Source organism: Streptomyces roseicoloratus (assembly GCF_004117935.1).
GTDB classification, from domain to species: domain Bacteria; phylum Actinomycetota; class Actinomycetes; order Streptomycetales; family Streptomycetaceae; genus Streptomyces; species Streptomyces roseicoloratus.
The window spans coordinates 126,023-142,560 of sequence record NZ_SDOY01000172.1 but is presented as its reverse complement, the minus strand read 5'-3'; the positions used below and the strand labels follow the sequence as shown (position 1 = coordinate 142,560).

The window sequence follows — 16,538 nt, the reverse complement described above, 5'->3', positions numbered from 1 at the left end:
CGGTCCGCCCGCCCGCGTCCTCGACGAGTGCCGCGGCCCGGGCGGCGCCCTCGCCGTCGAGCGGCCGGGGCGAGCCGAGCAGCGCCGCGAGTTCACGGGCGGCGGCGCCTCCGCCCGCCAGGGCGGCGAGCACCGGGAAGGTCTTCTTGCGCCTGCGCAGGTCGGCGTGGACGGGCTTGCCGATGACGACGGGATCGCCCCAGATGCCGAGGACGTCGTCCACCGCCTGGAAGGCGAGGCCCAGGTGACGGCCGGCCCGGTCGAGCGAGGCCACCGTGCCGTCCGACGCGCCGCCGAGGACCGCGCCGAGGGCGAGGGCGCAGCCCAGAAGGGCGCCGGTCTTGCGCTCGGCCATGGAGCGGTACTGCTCCGGTCCGACGGCGCCGGGGCCGTGCCAGGACCGGTCCTCGAAGCGCAGGTCCTCCGCCTGGCCGGCCACCAGAGCGTTCAGGGTGCGGCAGAGACAGCGGACCGCGGCGGCCGAGTACGGGCCCGGGGCCTCGGCCAGCGTGGTCACGGCCTGGGCGAGGAGCGCGTCGCCCGTGAGGACCGCCGGTCCGGTCCCGTAGGCCTTCCACACCGCCGGGCGCTGCCGGCGCAGTGCGTCGCCGTCCATGATGTCGTCGTGGAGCAGGGAGAAGACGTGCACGAGCTCGACGGCCACGGCGCCGGGGACCGCGTCCGCGCCGTCCGCGCCGACGGCCTCGGCGCCGAGCACCGCGAGCGCCTGGCGCACGCCCTTGCCCTCGGTCGCGCCGGGATCCGGGCCGCCGCCCGGGTCGGCCCAGCCCAGGGCGTACGCCGCCATCTCCCCCGTCCACGGGTGCAGGCCGCTCACCGCGTCCACGAGCGCGGGCCGGACCAGGGCGCGGCAGCGCTCGAGGAGGGGGGCCGGCGCGTTGTCGTGGGCGGGGCGGTGGTCGGGCGCGTGGCCGGGCGCGTGACCGGGCCGGTGGTCACGGATCCGGCGGGGTCCCAGGCCGTGGGCATGGTCGGGCCGGTGACCGTGGGGGTGTCCGGGGCCGTCGCCGTGGGGGTGCTCGGGTCCGTCGCCGTGGGGGTGCTCGGGGCCGTGGTCATGGGGCTGGTCGGGTCCGGCGCCGTGTCCGCGGCCTTGTCCGCGTCCGTGGCCGCGGTCGGGTCCGTGGCTGTGGTCGTGATCGTGATCGTGATCGTGATCGTGGTCGTCGCGAGTGTCCCGCGTCGTGGTCACCGCCGTGCTCACGGCAGCGGCCGCGGGGGCAGCCGCGGTGGTGGTCACCGCTGGGGCGCCCTGCGGGTGCTCCGGCGTCAACGGTGTCGGGACGGCGCTCACCGCAGGCCCTCCACGTCGGCGGCCCGCAGGGCCTCCGCCCCGACCGCCGGCAGCACGGGCTTCGCGGCGCCCCGTTCGCGGTCGCCGCTCTCGTCCGGCAGCGGTCCGACGCCGAGTTCGGCCGCGGCCTTGTCCACCATGTCCCGGGCGTGGCGCAGCCCGATGCGGTCCAGCGTGGTGCGCAGTTCGGCCAGTTCCGCCACGGTGTGCGCGGCGGCGGCGCCCAGGTGGGCGGACGCCTTCACGAGCCCGAGCCGGGACAGCGCCGTCCCACGCGGCTCGTCCATCTCGCGGAACTCCTCCAGGGCCCGCGCGTACAGCTCGCGGGCCTGCTCGTACCGGCCCGCGCGGTACAGCACGTTGCCGCGCATCTTGTGGTTGTAGGCGAGCGCGCTGGACAGCCGCATCTCCCGGCAGGCCTCCTCCGCCCGGGAGAGCAGGCCGAGGGCACGTTCGACGTCGCCGTCCCGCACGGACACCACGTCCGCGATGCCCCGCAGGGCCCAGGCCCACCCGCGCTTGTCCTCGGCGCGGGACGCCGTGTCGGCGGCCTCCTCGAACAGCGCCAGGGCCTCGTCGTACTCGCCGGTGTTGCGGTGCATCTGCGCGATGCCCTCCAGCGCCCAGACGGTGTGCCGGGCCTCGCCGCGGCGGCGGGCCTCGGCGAGGAGCTGCTCGTGCAGCCGCCGGACGGCCGCGTAATCGCCCTGGATGCGCCCAGTCTCGGCCAGTCCCGCCAGGGAGTAGCCGCGTACGACGACGTCACCGCCCCGCTCGCCCGTCTCGGCCGCCAGCCGCAGCAGCCGGTACGCGAGCCGGAAGGCGCCGCGCTGCCGGGCCAGCGTGCCGCCGCTCCACAACGCCCATGCCATGGCGCCTTCGTGACCGGCCGCACGCGCCGCCCGGTAGCTCGCCTTCCAGGCCCGGTCGGCCTCGTCGATCCGTCCGAGCCTGCGGCAGGCCTCCGCGACGGCGAGGCCGCAGCGCGCCTCCTCCCGACGGTCCCCGGCCCGCTCCGCCGCCCGGAGCTCCTCGATGCCCTTGGCCAGCACCTCGGGCAGGGAGGCGTTCACCGACAGCGATTCGAGGGCCCCCTGGTACTCCGGCGCCGACGCCTTCGTCCGCCCCGCCTCACGCACCTGACCCTCGCGCACGTGCCCCTGCCGCACCTGACCTGCCATCACACCCTCCTCGGACCGGCTCGACGATCAAGCCGACACGAGGAGCAAGACGGTGTCCGCGGGCCGGGGTTGCCTCCCGGGGCGAGAAGTCCGTCTGTGTGCGGGCACGGGGTCATCCTGAAGTGCTACGCGGCCTTCCGCATCTCCTCAGCGAGATGTACGCCGGGGTGCGCGGCGCTCGTCACGCGGGGCGGCGCCCTGGAACACTACGTACGGCGCGGGTACCGGAATTCGTACCGGCGCGGGTACCGGCGGCGGCGCGGTCCCGTACCGTACGGCGCCGCCGACCGGCTCGAACCGTCTCCGAGGAACACGGACCCACTGATGCGTGTCGCGCTCTTCGTCACCTGCCTCAACGACGCCGTCTTTCCGAAGACGGCGGTGGCCACCGTCCGGCTGCTCGAACGCCTCGGCGTCCAGGTGGACTTCCCGTCCGGGCAGACCTGCTGCGGCCAGCCACTGTTCACCACGGGATACCGGGCGCGGGCCGCTCCCCTGGTGCGGCGCACGGTGCGCGCGTTCGAGGGCTACGAGTACGTCGTCACCCCGTCCGGCTCGTGCGCGGCCATGGTGCGGACGCACTACGGGCGGTTCGGCCCGGAGGCGGCGGAGCTGGGGCCGCGGACGTACGAGCTGACGGAGTTCCTGGTCGACGTGCTGGGCGTGACGGACGTCGGCGCGTACTTCCCGTACAAGGTCACGTATCACCCGTCCTGCCACGGACTGCGGCTGCTCGGGCTCGGCGACCGGCCGCGCCGGCTGCTCGGGGCGGTGAAAGGCCTGGAGCTCGTGGAACTGCCCGGGGCGGAGGAGTGCTGCGGCTTCGGCGGGACCTTCGCCGTGAAGAACCCGGACGTGTCGGCCGCGATGGACGCCGACAAGGTGCGCAGCGCCGTGTCGACCGGCGGCGATGTGCTGTGCGGGGCGGACAGTTCCTGTCTGATGCATCTGGGCGGGATGCTGAGGAGGCTGTCGGCGCCGCTGCGGGAGCTGCATCTGGCGGAGATCCTCGCCGGCACGGAAGAGGATCCCTGGCGAGAGGAGTCGGGACGATGAGCGGGGTCTTCGTCGGCATGCCGGCGTTCCCGGAGGCGGCGCGGACGGCCGTGGCCGACGCGACGCTGCGGTCGAACCTGCGGCACGCGACGCACACGATCCGCGACAAGCGGGCGCGGGCGGTCGCCGAGCTCGCGGACTGGGTCGAGCTGCGCGAGGCCGGGCGGCGGATCAAGGAGCAGACGCTCCGTCACCTCGACCGGCACCTCCTGCGGTTGGAGGAGTCGGTGACGGGGGCGGGCGGCACGGTGCACTGGGCGGCTGACGCCGAGGAGGCGAACCGGATCGTCGCCGATCTCGTCAGGGCGACCGGCGAGACGGAGGTCGTCAAGGTCAAGTCGATGGCCACCCAGGAGATCGGACTCAACGAGGCGCTGGCGGCGGAGGGCATCCGCGCGTACGAGACCGACCTCGCCGAACTGATCGTGCAGCTGGGCGACGACCGCCCCTCGCACATCCTGGTCCCGGCGATCCACCGCAACCGGGGCGAGATCCGGGACGTCTTCCGCTCGGAGATGGGGAAATGGGGCCGTCCGGCCCCGGACGGCCTCACCGACGCGCCCGCGGAGCTCGCCGAGGCGGCCCGCCTCCACCTGCGGGAGAAGTTCCTTCGCGCGAAGGTCGGCATCTCGGGCGCCAACTTCATGGTCGCCGAGACCGGCACGCTCGTGGTCGTCGAGTCCGAGGGCAACGGACGGATGTGCCTCACCCTCCCCGAGACGCTGATCTCGGTGGTGGGCATCGAGAAGGTCGTGCCCTCGTGGCGGGACCTCGAGGTCTTCCTGCAGACGCTGCCCCGCTCCTCGACCGCCGAGCGGATGAACCCGTACACCTCCATGTGGACCGGCACCAGCGACGACGACGGGCCGTCGGCCTTCCACCTCGTCCTCCTCGACGCCGGCCGCACCGACGTCCTCGCCGACGAGACCGGCCGCCAGGCGCTGCGCTGCATCCGCTGCTCCGCCTGCCTCAACGTCTGCCCCGTCTACGAGCGGGCCGGCGGCCACGCGTACGGCTCCGTCTACCCCGGCCCGATCGGCGCGATCCTGACCCCGCAACTGCGCGGTACCGCGAGCGGGATCGACGCCTCGCTCCCGTACGCGTCCTCGCTCTGCGGCGCCTGCTACGAGGTGTGCCCCGTCGCCATCGACATCCCCGAGGTCCTCGTCCACCTCCGCGAACGGATCGTGGAGAGGGGCGGGCCGGGACACCGGCGGGAGCGGGCGACGATGAAGGCCGCGGGCTGGGTCCTCGACCACCCGTCGCTGCTCGCCGCAGGCGAACGGCTCGCGACCCGCACCCGCGCGCTCCATCCGAGGAACCCGCCGGGTGCACGCGCCTGGACCGAGAGCCGCGACCTGCCCGAACTGCCGGCGGAGCCGTTCCGCGACTGGTGGAGGAAGAACCGCACATGACCACGCCGTCCTCCTCTCGTCCCACGCCCCCGTCCCCGCCCCGGTCCCCCTCCTCCGCGTCGCGGGAACGCGTCCTGGCACGGATCCGCGCGGCGACCGCCGGCGCCGGCGAGGCGCCGGACGTACCCCGCGACTACCTCACGCGCCACGTCCCGGACGATCCCGAAGCCCTCCTCGGCCTCCTCCACGAGAACCTCGCCGACTACCGCGCGCAGGTGCACCGGACCACGGAGAACGAGCTCCCGCAGCTGATCGGCCGGCTGCTCGACCGGCGCGGAGCCCGCAGCGTCGCCGTCCCTCCGGGCCTGCCCGAGCGGTGGCTGTCCGCCACGACGGCCGAGCGGCGCGGCGACGAGCCCCGGCTCGGCCCGTACGAACTCGACGCCACCGACGCCGTCGTGACGGGCTGCGCACTGGCGGTCGCGGAGACGGGCACGATCGTCCTCGACGGCGGCCCGGGCCAGGGTCGCCGCGCCCTCACCCTCGTACCGGACCTGCACCTGTGCGTCGTACGGACCCCGCAGCAGGTGGTGGCCTCGGTCCCGCTCGCCCTCGCCCGGCTCGGCCCGACCCGCCCGCTCACCTGGATCTCGGGCCCCTCGGCGACGAGCGACATCGAACTGAACCGCGTCGAGGGCGTCCACGGCCCACGCACGTTGGAGGTGATCCTGGTGACGGGAGGGCCGTCGGACGGGCACTGAGCGGTGCGGGAGACTCGGGGAGGGCCGGATACGGCTCCGCCCGGACGGGAGGCCGACCGGTCGCTCCCTCAGCCGGAGTGCAGGACGCGGAAGCGGTCCGGCGCGGACGGGTCCCGGTCCACGACCTGGACGGGCGGCCACACCCACTGCCACACGCCGGGGCCGGGCGCGCGGGAGAACCCGATCCGCCCCCGCGTCCCCTCGACCGCGACCTCCGGCCAGGCCGCGGCGAGACGCGCCCGGTCCGGGCCGTGCGCGCGCAGCAGGTCCGCCAGGACCACGACGGTGTCGTAGCCCTCGAACGCGACGAAGGACGGGGCCTCGCCCAGTCGTTCCCGCAGGGCCGCCGCGACGCGTGCGCCGAGCGGCCCGAGGCGCTCGGGCAGATAGCGCAGGAACGGGACCGCGGCACCGTCGTCGCCGAGCGACGCCGCCCAGTCCGCGAACTCCGGCTGCCCGGCCGGCGCGCCGACGAGGATCCCGGCGAGGCGCTCGTCGTGGCGGACGGCCTTGACGATCGGCACCGCCGGGTCCGGGAATCCGACGAGGAGCAGGAGGGCCGTCGCACCGTCGGCGGCGAGCGCGTCGCACAGGGCGGCCGGGTCGAGCGCTCCCGCGTCGAGTCCGGTCACGGTGCCGCCGTGTGCGGAGAAGTGGTCACGGAGGATGCGGGTCCCCGACGCCCAGTAGACGCTCGGCTGGGTGACCACGGCGATCCGCTCGTGGCCCGCGCCGAGGAGGAAGTCCGCGTAGAGCCGCCAGCCGTGCGACTGGGCCGGCGCGAGGCGCGCGACCCGGTCCGTCGGCTCGTCCGTGAGGGCGTCGAGTACCGCCGACGAGCAGAGGTACGGCAGGCCGTGCGCGTCGGCCCGGGCAGCGGCGGTCCGGGCGACGACGCTGTGGTACTCCCCCGCCAGCGCCGCCACGCCGAGGCCGGCCAGTTCGTCCACGGCCGCGGCGGCCCTTCCCGGATCGGCCGCGGTGTCGCGGACCACCAGTTCGATCGGCCGCCCGGCTGTTCCGCCCGCCTCGTTGACCTCGCCGACGGCCAGTTCGAGGCCCGCGAGCAGATGCCGGCCGGCCTCCACCCACCCTGGCGGCGACAGCGGCACGAGAGCACCGATCCGGATGGCCGGCTCGTCGGGGCGGTGGTCCGCGCCGACGCGCGGTATCGGTGTGTTCACGGGGTGAGCGCCTCCCTCTGTCACAGGTCACAGCCGGCGATGCGGCCGCGATCAGTGTCTCCTTCCGGAGCGGCGGAACGACAGGACCGGGCCGGGCCGGAGCGGCGGAACGACAGGACCGGACCGGGGCAGGCGCGTGGTCACGGGCGCGGGCGGGTTCGGGCGATCGAACTTACGATGGGCGGGAGCCGGCGCGTGCAGCTCGCCGTGCCGGACGTCCGGACGACGCAGGGCGGAGAGGCGGCATGGCCGAGGGCACCGACGCGGCGCGGACCGTCATCCTGACGGTGGACGACGACCCGGGGGTGTCCCGTGCCATCGCCCGTGACCTGCGGCGCCGCTACGGCGGCGGGTACCGGATCGTGCGCGCCCAGTCCGGCGGTTCCGCGCTGGAGGCGCTGCGCGAGCTGAAGCTGCGCGGCGATCTGGTGGCCGTGATCCTCGCCGACTACCGCATGCCGCAGATGAACGGCGTCGAGTTCCTCGAGCAGGCGCTCGGCGTGTACCCGGGCGCGCGGCGCGTGCTGCTGACCGCGTACGCCGACACCAACGCGGCGATCGACGCGATCAACGTCGTCGACCTCGACCACTACCTGCTCAAGCCGTGGGACCCGCCGGAGGAGAAGCTGTACCCGGTCGTGGACGACCTCCTCACCGCCTGGCGGACCAGTGACCACCGTCCGGTGCCCGCCACCAAGGTCGTCGGGCACCGGTGGTCGGCGCCGTCCTCCCGGGTGCGCGAGTTCCTGGCCCGCAACCAGGTGCCGTACCGCTGGTACTCCTCCGACGAGCCCGAGGGGCAGCGGCTGCTCGCCGCGGCCGGGGCCGACGGCCGGCGGCTGCCGCTGGTGATCACGCCGGACGGCACCGCGCTGGCCGCGCCGGAGCCGCCCGAACTGGCCGCGCGGGTGGGACTCGCGACCACGCCGACCGCCGAGTTCTACGACCTGGTCGTCATCGGCGGCGGGCCCGCCGGTCTCGGCGCGGCGGTGTACGGGGCCTCGGAGGGGCTGCGTACGGTGCTGGTCGAGCGGTCGGCGACCGGCGGGCAGGCCGGGCAGAGCTCCCGGATCGAGAACTACCTCGGCTTCCCGGACGGCGTGTCCGGCGCCCAGCTCACCGAGCGCGCCCGCCGCCAGGCGAGCCGCTTCGGCGCCGAGATCCTCACCGCCCGCGAGGTCACGGGCCTCGAGGTGCAGGGCCCGGCGCGCGTGGTGCGGTTCTCGGACGGTTCGGCGGTCGCGGCGCACAGCGTCATCCTGGCGACCGGCGTGTCGTACCGGCAGCTGGGAGCGCCGGGCTGCGACGACCTGACCGGCCGCGGGGTGTACTACGGCTCGTCGCTGACCGAGGCCTCCTCCTGCGAGGGCCAGGACGTGTACGTCGTCGGCGGCGCGAACTCGGCCGGGCAGGCCGCGGTGTTCCTGGCGCGGGGCGCGAAGTCGGTGACGCTGCTCGTGCGGGGCGAGTCGCTGACGGCCTCGATGTCGTACTACCTGGTCCAGCAGATCGAGGAGGCCCCGAACATCACCGTGCGGCCCCGTACCGTCGTCGAGGAGGCGCACGGCGCGGACCACCTGGAGCGGCTGACCCTGCGGGACGCGGTGACCGGTGCGTCCGAGGTCGTCGACGCCCAGTGGCTGTTCGTCTTCATCGGCGCGGCGCCGCTGACCGACTGGCTGGAGGGCACGGTGCTGCGGAACGAGGACGGCTTCATCCTGGCCGGTCCCGACCTCACGCCGGACGGCGCGCCGCCGCCCGAGTGGGAGCTCGACCGGCCGCCGTACCACCTGGAGACCAGCGTGCCCGGTGTGTTCGTGGCGGGTGACGCGCGTGCCGAGTCGGCCAAGCGCGTCGCGTCCGCCGTGGGAGAGGGAGCCATGGCCGTCATGCTCGTCCACCGCTATCTGGAGCAGTCATGAGCACCGCCGAGCCGACGCCGGAACCGGAGCCCGGGCCGGAGTCGGCGCCGGGGTCCGAGTCGGCGCCGGGGCCGGGGCCGGAGCCGGGTCACGAGCCGGAGCCGGGGCCGCATGCCGTACCGACGCCGGCGTCCTCCGCCGCTCCCCCGCCCTCGCCGACGGCCACGCCCGTGTCGGCTCCGTCCGACGCGCCCGTGTCGGCTCCGACGGACGCGCCGCCGGGGGCGCCCGCGCCGGTGGCCATGCCCTGCGATCCGCACGAGATCGGTTCGCTGTTCCTCTTCGAGAAGCTCTCCCCCGAGCAGCTCGGACGGCTGTGCGCCGAGGGGCGGATGGAGCGGTTCGAACCCGGCCCGGTCTACACGGAGGGCGATCCGGCCACCTGCTTCTACGTGATGGTGGAGGGCACCGTCGTCCTGTACCGGCGGGTCGGCGGCGACGACGTGGAGGTCAGCCGGACCTCGCAGCGCGGTGTGTACGCGGGCGCCATGCAGGCGTATCTGGGCGACCGGGTCCCGCAGACGTACGTCAACACCATGCGGGTGACCGAGCCGACGCGGTTCTTCGTGCTGCCCGCCCAGTCGTTCGCGGACATCATGCGCGAGTGGTTCCCGATGGCGGCACATCTGCTGGAGGGGCTGTTCTTCGGCTCCAAGAACACCCAGCGGGCCATCGGGCAGCGGGAGCGCCTGCTGGCGCTGGGGTCGCTGTCCGCCGGGCTCACGCACGAGCTGAACAACCCCGCCGCGGCGGCCGTGCGCGCCACGGCGGCGCTGCGGGAGCGGGTGGGGAAGATGCGGCACAAGCTGGCGTTCATCGCCCGCGGCCCGTACTCGCGGGAGGCGCTGGCCGAGCTCATCGAGATCCAGGAACGCACCGCCGAGCGGGTCGCCAAGGCGCCGGCGCTGACTCCGCTGGAGGCGTCCGACCGGGAGGACGAGCTCGCCGACTGGATGGAGGACCACGGCGTGCCGGAGGGCTGGCGTCTCGCGCCCACCTTCGTCCAGGCCGGCCTGGACACGGACTGGCTGGAACAGGTCGCGGCGACCGTGGCCGAGGACGTGCTGCCGGGGGCGATCGGCTGGCTCAACTACACGGTCGAGACCGAGCTGCTGATGGATGAGATCGAGGACTCCACGACACGGATCTCGCACCTGGTGGACGCGGCCAAGCAGTACGCGCAGCTCGACCGCGCCCCGCACCGCGACGTCGACGTGCACGAGCTCCTCGACAGCACGCTGCTGATGCTGGCCGGGAAGATCGGTCCCCGGATCCGGGTGGTCAAGGACTACGACCGCTCGCTCCCGGACGTACCCGCCTATCCGGCGGAGCTGAACCAGGTGTGGACCAACCTCGTCGACAACGCGGTGGCCGCCATCGCGAGCACCGGCGGGGAGGGCACCCTGACCGTCCGCACGGCCCGGGAGGCCGACCGGCTCCTCGTGGAGTTCCGCGACACGGGCCCCGGGGTGCCCGAGGACATCCGGGACCGGATCTTCGACCCCTTCTTCACGACGAAGCCGGTCGGCGAGGGTACGGGGCTCGGTCTCGACATCTCCTGGCGGATCGTCGTCAACAAGCACCACGGCAGCCTGCACGTGGAGTCCGTGCCGGGTGACACCCGCTTCCAGGTGCTGCTGCCGCTGACGGCCCCGGAGGGGGAGCACGAGAGCGCGGCGGTGACCGCGGAGGAGTCGGAGTGAGGGCGTCCGTGAGGGAGTCCGAGCGAGCGGGCCGGATGAGGGCGTCCGTCAGGGGGTGCGAGCGAGGGGGCCGGATGAGGGAGTCCGTCAGGGAGTGCGAGCGAGGGGGCTGGATGAGGGAGTCCGTATGACCGAGATCGACGGGATCGACCCCGGTGCGCCGCCCAGCGGCACCGGATGCGCGGAGTGCGACGAGGCAGGCGGCTGGTGGTTCCACCTGCGGCGCTGCGCCCAGTGCGGCCACGTCGGCTGCTGCGACTCGTCCCCGGCGCAGCACGCCACCGCGCACTGGAAGTCCTCCGGGCATCCGCTGGTGCAGAGCTTCGAGCCGGGCGAGGAGTGGTACTGGAACTACGCGACCGACGCCCTGTACGAGTCGGGGCCCGCGCTGGCCGCGCCGACCGGGCACCCGGAGGACCAGCCGGCCCCGGGGCCGGCCGGCCGCGTCCCGTACAACTGGCCGGAGCTGCTGCACCGCTGATCGATCCGTCCGGGACCGTCCGTACGGGGCAGTCGCCCTCACGCACCGGCGGAACAGATGACCGAGGAGGTGGCGGGGCGGCGGCGGCCCGCTCGACGTACCGAGCGCCGGACGCGTGGCGTGCCCGGCCGGTCCGCCGCACCCAGGGGGAGACATGCCCGGAAGTTCTCCGGTGGTCGCCCTCGACGCGCTACTCGCCGGCAACAAGCGCTGCGTCTCCGGCACCCCGGAGCACCCCCACCAGGACACGGCCCGCCGTTCCTGGCTCGCTCCCGGACAGGCTTCCTTCGCGGTCGTCCTCGGCTGCTCCGACTCCCGGCCGGCCGGGAGATCATCTTCGACCAGCGGCTCGGCGACCTGTTCGTCGTACGGACCGGCGGCCACGTCCTCGGGAAGGAGGTGCCGGGCAGCGTCGAGTACGCGACCGGTGTGCTCGGGGCGCGGCTGGTCGTCGTGCTCGGGCACGACTCCTGCGGGGCGATCACGGCGGCCCGCGAGTCCGTCGAGTACGGCCACTCGGCCGGGGGCTTCGTCCGTGACGTCGTGGAACGGGTGACGTCGAGCCTTCTGGCCGCCCGCGCCGCCGGCTTCACCGAGCACTGCGACGTCCTGGACGAGCACATCCGGCACACCGTCGACCTGATGCTCGACCGGTCACGACTGCTGTCGGAACAGGTCGCATCCGGCCGGATCGCGGTCGTCGGCCTCGGCCTCGGCTACGGCTACGGCTACGGCTACGGCCTGATGAAGGGCGTCGCGCACATCGTGACCGCGCGGGGCATCGCGCCGGAGGTGCTCACCATGGACGCGCCGGCCGACGAGTGACGGCCACCCGGGCGGGTCGTGGCCGTTTCGCCTCGCCCGTGGTGGTTACACGCGCGGTATGAACACCTTGCCCACCGTCCTCCGCTCGGCACTGCCTTCCGGCGACGGACCCGGCGTCGTCCTGCGGGCGATGGACCGGCTGGAGAAGTCCCCACGGACCGACGGACTCGCGGATGCCCTGCGCAGTGCCGTGCGGGCGCTGCCGCTCGGCGCCGCCCGTGACGTCCTGCACGGGCGGTGGCTCGGCCACCCGGTGCACCCGCTGCTCGTCCAGTTCCCCATCGGCGCGTGGCTGTCGGCCGCCGTGCTCGACCTCGTGCCCGGGCAGCGGCGCGCGGCGCGGCTGCTCGTGGGCGCCGGGCTCGCCGGCGCCGGACCGGCCGCGGTCAGCGGCTGGACCGACTGGGCCGAGCTGCGCCGACCCCAGATGCGCGTCGGCCTCGTCCACGCGGCGGCGAACATCACCGGCGTGGTCTGCTACGCCTGCTCCCTGGCCGCCCGCTGCCGCGGCCGCCACGCGCGCGGAGGCGCGTGGGGCTTCTGCGGCCTGGGCGCCATCGCGGCGGGCGGGGCGATCGGCGGGCACCTGGCCTACCGGCAGGGCGCGGGCGCCAACCACGCCGAGCAGGTCGAGGCGCTGGCCCCGACCGGCTGGCACCGGCTGATCGCCCTCGACGACCTCGCCACGGGCCGACCCCAGCGGGTCTCCCTGGACGGGACGGCCGTGGTCGCGGTGCGGACGGACGAGCACACCGTCCGGGTGCTGGCCGAACGGTGCAGCCACATGTCCGGCCCGCTCGCCGACGGCCGCGTGGTGGACGGCTGTCTGGTCTGCCCGTGGCACGGCAGCACCTTCCGCCTGGCGGACGGCTGGAACGTCACGGGTCCGGCCACGGCACCGCAGCCGACCTTCGAGGTCCGCGTCGTCAACGGGCAGGTCGAGGCCCGGTACGCGGCCTGAGAACCGCCCTGGTTTCGGCCCGGTTCCGGTCCGCTTCCGGCCCGGTTCTGACCCGGTTCCGGCCCGGTTCCTGTCCGGTTCCGGCCCGGTTCCGGCCCGGTTCAGGTCAGGTCAGGTCAGGTCAGGTCAGGCGACCGTGAGGACGATCTTGCCGGTCGTCCGGCCGCGCTCGCCGATCTCATGGGCCTTCGGGGCCTCGGCGAGCGGCAGGACGGTCTCGACCACCGGCCTCAGCTCCCCGCGTTCCACCAGTGCCGCGAGCTCGCGCAGGCCCAGGTGGTCGGGCTCGACCAGGACCCAGGAGGCGCTCACGCCGGCCCGGGCCTCGGGGACGGCGTCCGGGCCCGGCAGGGTGATGAGCCGGCCGCCGTCGCGGAGCACCTTCAGGGACCGCTCCGCCGTCTCCCCGCCCAGACCGTCCAGGACGACGTCCACGTCGGAGACGACGTCCTCGAAGCGGGCCTCGCGGTAGTCGATCACCTCGTCCGCGCCGAGCTCCCGCACCAACGCGTGCTTGGACGCGCTCGCCGTACCGATGACGTGCGCGCCGCGGGCCTTGGCGATCTGTACGGCGAAGTGGCCCACGCCTCCGGCCGCCGCGTGCACCAGCACCCGCTCGCCGGGCCGGACGCCGGCCGCGTCGACGAGCGCCTGCCAGGCGGTCAGCGCGGCGAGCGGCAGCGCCGCCGCCTCCACGTGCGTCAGGGACGCCGGCTTCGGGGCGAGGTGGCGGGCCGGCGCCACCACGTACTCGGCGTACGCGCCCGCCTGGCGCGGGAAGTGCGGCATCCCGAAGACCTCGTCGCCGGGGCGGAAGTGCCCGACGCCCGGTCCCACGGCCTCCACCGTGCCGGACACGTCCCAGCCGACCACGGGAACCTCGCCCCACGCGATGAGCGCCCCGGTCGCGCGGGTCTTCCAGTCCACCGGGTTCACCCCGGCGGCGTGGACCCGGACCAGGACCTCGTTCAGCCCCGGCTCCGGGCGCTCCACCTCTCGCTCGACCAGGGTCTCGGGTCCGCCCCAGCGCTCCACGACCATCGCACGCATATACCGTCCGCCTCTTTCCTTCTCGCGCCGCTCTCGTCGGCCTCGTCGGCCTCATCGACCTTTTCGGTCTCGTCGGCCTTTTCGGTCTCGTCGGCCTTGTAGATCTTGTTGCTCATGCCGTTCTCGCCGCCCTCGTCGGGCGACCGCTCCACGATCGGGCACCTGGTCACGGCATGGTGTTGGCCGGATGGCCATGATGTGTCAGGATCTGGCCATGGGTGAGAACACAGGAGCGGCCGTACGGGACGAGCGGGAGCCGCAGGGGCGGCGCCCGCCGCGGGACCCGGCCGGCCGGCAGCCGGACCGCGACAGCCGGCCGGTCGCGGGGCGCGGTGGGTCGCATCGGGTCGCCGTGCTCGCGCTGCCCGGCGTGCCGCCCTTCGAGCTCGGCATCCCGTCCCGGGTCTTCGGCAGCGCCACCGGCGACGACGGCCGCCTCCTCTACGAGGTCACCGTCTGCACGGCCGACGGCGGGCCCGTCCTCAGCGACGCCGGCTTCACGGTGCAGCCCGCGGCCGGGCCGGAGGCCCTCGCCGCCGCCGACACGGTGATCGTGCCGCCCACCCACGCCATGCCCGAGCTGGGCCGGGGCGGCCCGCTGCCGCCCGAGGTCAGCGCGGCCATCGCCGGGATCCGGCCGGGCACCCGGCTCGTGTCGATCTGCACCGGCTCGTACGTGCTCGCCGCCGCCGGGCTGCTCGACGGCCGCCCGGCCACCACGCACTGGAACCTCGCGCCGGAGTTCCGCCGGGCCTATCCCCGGGTCAAGGTCGACGAGGACGTGCTCTTCGTCGACGACGGCGACGTCCTGACCTCCGCGGGCGTGGCCGCGGGCGTCGACCTGTGCCTGCACATGATCCGGCGCGACCACGGCGCGGCGGCCGCCAACCGCGCCGCCCGCATGTGCGTCGTCCCGCCCTGGCGGGACGGCGGCCAGGCCCAGTTCATCGACCGGCCGGTCCCGGAGCCCACGCTGGCCGGCACCGCCGCCACCCGCGCCTGGGCCCTCGAACACCTCACGGAACCGCTGACCCTCGCCCGGCTCGCCGAGCACGCCCGGATGAGCCTGCGCTCCTTCACCCGCCGGTTCCGCGACGAGGTCGGCATGACGCCCGTGCAGTGGCTCACCGCCCAGAGGCTCGAACTCGCCAAGCAACTGCTCGAGACGACCGACCTGTCGATCGACCTGGTGGCGCACCGGGCCGGGCTGGGCTCCGGGAACTCGCTGCGCGCCCACATGAGGACGGCGTTCGGCGTCTCGCCCGCCGCCTACCGCCGCGCTTTCGGCACGTCCGCGCCACCGGTCCGCAGCCCCGCCTGACGGCTCTCGGACAGTGGGCTGTCGGCTGCCGGCTGCCGGCTGCCGGCAAGGCGTGGCACGCGCAGGCGCGGGTAGTCGCCGCTACACGGCCGATCGGATCGGCCCTCAGCCACGCCCTACGAGAAGGGCTCGGGACCATGGCCGGCGACGGGAACAGGACCACGAACGGGAACGGGAACGGAAGCGCGGTCGGGTACGCGCAAGGAAACGGGAAGGCGAGCGGGGACGGGAAGGATGACGGGGAGTTCCGGCGCGACCGCCGCTACCTCACCACGCGTATCACGGCGGACGGGCGGGACGGCCGGCCCGTGGAACCCGGGCGCTACCGCCTGGTCATCGCACGGGCCTGCCCCTGGGCGAACCGGGCCGCGATCGTACGGCGCCTCATGGGCCTCGAAGACGTCCTGTCGCTGGGCGTCGCCGGGCCGGTGCACGACGAGCGCAGCTGGTCCTTCGGCCTCGACCCGGACGGGAAGGACCCCGTCCTCGGCATCGAACGGCTCCAGGAAGCGTACTTCCGGCGCGATCCGGACTATCCGCACGGCATCACGGTGCCCGCGATCGTCGACGTCCCCAGCGGCGAGGTGGTGACCAACGACTTCGAGCGGATCACGCTCGACCTGGGCAGCCAGTGGACGGCCCACCAGCGGGACGGCGCACCGGATCTGTACCCGGAGGAGCGGCGCGACGAGATCGACGAGATCGCCGGCCAGGTGTACGAGGACGTCAACGACGGCGTCTACAAGTGCGGCTTCGCGCACAGCCAGTCGGCGTACGACACGGCGTACAGGAGGCTGTGGGACCGGCTCGACCTGCTGGAGGAGCGGCTCTCGGGCCGCCGCTACCTGGTGGGGGACACCATCACCGAGGCCGACGTCCGCCTCTTCCCGACCCTCGTGCGTTTCGACGCCGTCTACCACGGCCACTTCAAGTGCAACCGGCAGAAGCTGACCGAGCTGCCCGCGCTGTGGGGCTACGCGCGGGACCTGTTCCAGACGCCCGGCTTCGGCGACACGATCGACTTCGACCAGATCAAACGGCACTACTACGTCGTCCACCGCGACATCAACCCGACCGGGATCGTGCCCCGGGGCCCCGCCACGTCGGACTGGCTGTCGCCGCACGGCCGGGAGGAGCTGGGCGGGCGCCCGTTCGGCGACGGCACACCGCCCGGCCCGCCCCCGCCGTCCGAACGCGTGCCGCGGCCCGGCTGAACCACCGGTGCCGAGGGTCGACAGGGCGTGCGCCGCCACATGTGTGGCACGTCCATATGGTGGGCCTCCATGTGCGGGACCTCCATAGGGCGTGACTCCGTGTGGGGCACAACGAGCCTATGGTGCGCCACCTTGTGGGGCACTTCCCCATGGTGCGCCTCCATATGGGCGTCAGCACGGGGTGCTCGGCGTGTCGGCGTGGTGATCTC

15 protein-coding genes and 1 pseudogene are annotated in these 16,538 nt (G+C 74.4%); 10 read left to right on the top strand and 6 right to left on the bottom strand.

All coding sequences use genetic code 11. From position 1 onward, the window contains the following. A partial coding sequence (locus ESG85_RS31550) for a polyprenyl synthetase family protein (RefSeq protein ID WP_246095461.1) occupies window positions 1-865 on the bottom strand: 865 nt, incomplete at its 3' end. 446 nt (window positions 866-1,311) lie between these two features. Continuing rightward, on the bottom strand, window positions 1,312-2,496 hold the full coding sequence (locus ESG85_RS31545) for a tetratricopeptide repeat protein (RefSeq protein WP_128984585.1): 1,185 nt from the start codon (window positions 2,494-2,496) through the stop codon (window positions 1,312-1,314). Between the two features lie 324 nt (window positions 2,497-2,820). Here ESG85_RS31545 and ESG85_RS31540 point away from each other — a divergent pair, with 324 nt between their 5' ends. Genes ESG85_RS31540 through ESG85_RS31530 form a run of 3 tightly spaced genes read left to right on the top strand, consistent with a single transcriptional unit; the run spans window position 2,821 to window position 5,668 of the window. Beyond that, window positions 2,821-3,552: a (Fe-S)-binding protein gene (locus tag ESG85_RS31540; RefSeq protein ID WP_128984584.1), complete on the top strand. Its 732-nt coding sequence runs from the start codon at window positions 2,821-2,823 to the stop codon at window positions 3,550-3,552. Then, complete coding sequence (locus ESG85_RS31535; RefSeq protein WP_128984583.1) at window positions 3,549-4,967, top strand: lactate utilization protein B; 1,419 nt, start codon at window positions 3,549-3,551, stop codon at window positions 4,965-4,967. The genes ESG85_RS31540 and ESG85_RS31535 overlap by 4 nt, the downstream gene beginning before the upstream one ends. Further along, window positions 4,964-5,668 carry a LutC/YkgG family protein gene (locus ESG85_RS31530; protein ID WP_128984582.1) on the top strand — a complete coding sequence of 235 codons (705 nt, stop codon included), beginning with the start codon at window positions 4,964-4,966 and terminating at the stop codon, window positions 5,666-5,668. The genes ESG85_RS31535 and ESG85_RS31530 overlap by 4 nt, the downstream gene beginning before the upstream one ends. Window positions 5,669-5,736: 68 nt before the next feature. Here the strand turns inward: ESG85_RS31530 and ESG85_RS31525 are convergent, their stop codons facing one another. Beyond that, complete coding sequence (locus ESG85_RS31525; RefSeq protein WP_128984581.1) at window positions 5,737-6,852, bottom strand: ABC transporter substrate-binding protein; 1,116 nt, start codon at window positions 6,850-6,852, stop codon at window positions 5,737-5,739. Between the two features lie 245 nt (window positions 6,853-7,097). Between ESG85_RS31525 and ESG85_RS31520 the strand changes: the two genes are divergently transcribed. Beyond that, the gene (locus ESG85_RS31520) at window positions 7,098-8,774 is read left to right on the top strand and encodes an NAD(P)/FAD-dependent oxidoreductase (RefSeq protein WP_128984580.1); all 1,677 of its coding nucleotides are present in this window, start codon (window positions 7,098-7,100) and stop codon (window positions 8,772-8,774) included. An 88-nt stretch (window positions 8,775-8,862) separates the two neighbouring features. Here ESG85_RS31520 and ESG85_RS35375 read toward each other — a convergent pair whose 3' ends face one another. After that, window positions 8,863-9,018, bottom strand: coding sequence for a hypothetical protein (locus ESG85_RS35375; RefSeq protein ID WP_181019167.1), 156 nt, complete (start codon window positions 9,016-9,018; stop codon window positions 8,863-8,865). Here ESG85_RS35375 and ESG85_RS31510 point away from each other — a divergent pair. The 4 genes and pseudogenes from ESG85_RS31510 to ESG85_RS31495 all read left to right on the top strand — a co-directional run bounded on the left by ESG85_RS31510 (window position 9,017) and on the right by ESG85_RS31495 (window position 12,744). After that, on the top strand, window positions 9,017-10,477 hold the full coding sequence (locus ESG85_RS31510; protein ID WP_128984600.1) for an ATP-binding protein: 1,461 nt from the start codon (window positions 9,017-9,019) through the stop codon (window positions 10,475-10,477). The two genes, ESG85_RS35375 and ESG85_RS31510, sit on opposite strands and share 2 nt — an antisense overlap. 127 nt (window positions 10,478-10,604) lie before the next feature. Continuing rightward, window positions 10,605-10,958: a UBP-type zinc finger domain-containing protein gene (locus tag ESG85_RS31505; RefSeq protein ID WP_128984579.1), complete on the top strand. Its 354-nt coding sequence runs from the start codon at window positions 10,605-10,607 to the stop codon at window positions 10,956-10,958. A 154-nt stretch (window positions 10,959-11,112) separates the two neighbouring features. Further along, a pseudogene (locus ESG85_RS31500) lies at window positions 11,113-11,783 on the top strand (carbonic anhydrase). Window positions 11,784-11,841: 58 nt separating this feature from the next. Then, window positions 11,842-12,744: a Rieske (2Fe-2S) protein gene (locus tag ESG85_RS31495; protein WP_128984578.1), complete on the top strand. Its 903-nt coding sequence runs from the start codon at window positions 11,842-11,844 to the stop codon at window positions 12,742-12,744. A gap of 126 nt (window positions 12,745-12,870) precedes the next feature. Here the strand turns inward: ESG85_RS31495 and ESG85_RS31490 are convergent, their stop codons facing one another. Continuing rightward, window positions 12,871-13,794 carry an NADP-dependent oxidoreductase gene (locus ESG85_RS31490; RefSeq protein WP_128984577.1) on the bottom strand — a complete coding sequence of 308 codons (924 nt, stop codon included), beginning with the start codon at window positions 13,792-13,794 and terminating at the stop codon, window positions 12,871-12,873. After that, the gene (locus ESG85_RS31485; RefSeq protein WP_128984576.1) at window positions 13,713-13,946 is read right to left on the bottom strand and encodes a hypothetical protein; all 234 of its coding nucleotides are present in this window, start codon (window positions 13,944-13,946) and stop codon (window positions 13,713-13,715) included. Before ESG85_RS31485 ends, ESG85_RS31490 begins: the two co-directional genes overlap by 82 nt. Window positions 13,947-14,008: 62 nt before the next feature. Between ESG85_RS31485 and ESG85_RS31480 the strand changes: the two genes are divergently transcribed. Beyond that, the gene (locus ESG85_RS31480) at window positions 14,009-15,115 is read left to right on the top strand and encodes a GlxA family transcriptional regulator (protein ID WP_246095457.1); all 1,107 of its coding nucleotides are present in this window, start codon (window positions 14,009-14,011) and stop codon (window positions 15,113-15,115) included. 137 nt (window positions 15,116-15,252) lie between these two features. After that, on the top strand, window positions 15,253-16,329 hold the full coding sequence (locus ESG85_RS31475) for a glutathione S-transferase family protein (protein WP_128984575.1): 1,077 nt from the start codon (window positions 15,253-15,255) through the stop codon (window positions 16,327-16,329). The last annotated feature ends 209 nt before the right edge of the window (window positions 16,330-16,538 follow it).

Coding starts and splice junctions, on each gene's coding strand:
- ESG85_RS31545 (WP_128984585.1), bottom strand. CDS start 2,496: ATGGCAGGTCAGGTGCGGCAGGGGCACGTGCGCGAGGGTCAGGTGCGT.
- ESG85_RS31540 (WP_128984584.1), top strand. CDS start 2,821: ATGCGTGTCGCGCTCTTCGTCACCTGCCTCAACGACGCCGTCTTTCCG.
- ESG85_RS31535 (WP_128984583.1), top strand. CDS start 3,549: ATGAGCGGGGTCTTCGTCGGCATGCCGGCGTTCCCGGAGGCGGCGCGG.
- ESG85_RS31530 (WP_128984582.1), top strand. CDS start 4,964: ATGACCACGCCGTCCTCCTCTCGTCCCACGCCCCCGTCCCCGCCCCGG.
- ESG85_RS31520 (WP_128984580.1), top strand. CDS start 7,098: ATGGCCGAGGGCACCGACGCGGCGCGGACCGTCATCCTGACGGTGGAC.
- ESG85_RS31510 (WP_128984600.1), top strand. CDS start 9,017: ATGCCCTGCGATCCGCACGAGATCGGTTCGCTGTTCCTCTTCGAGAAG.
- ESG85_RS35375 (WP_181019167.1), bottom strand. CDS start 9,018: ATGGCCACCGGCGCGGGCGCCCCCGGCGGCGCGTCCGTCGGAGCCGAC.
- ESG85_RS31505 (WP_128984579.1), top strand. CDS start 10,605: ATGACCGAGATCGACGGGATCGACCCCGGTGCGCCGCCCAGCGGCACC.
- ESG85_RS31495 (WP_128984578.1), top strand. CDS start 11,842: ATGAACACCTTGCCCACCGTCCTCCGCTCGGCACTGCCTTCCGGCGAC.
- ESG85_RS31490 (WP_128984577.1), bottom strand. CDS start 13,794: ATGCGTGCGATGGTCGTGGAGCGCTGGGGCGGACCCGAGACCCTGGTC.
- ESG85_RS31480 (WP_246095457.1), top strand. CDS start 14,009: ATGGGTGAGAACACAGGAGCGGCCGTACGGGACGAGCGGGAGCCGCAG.
- ESG85_RS31475 (WP_128984575.1), top strand. CDS start 15,253: ATGGCCGGCGACGGGAACAGGACCACGAACGGGAACGGGAACGGAAGC.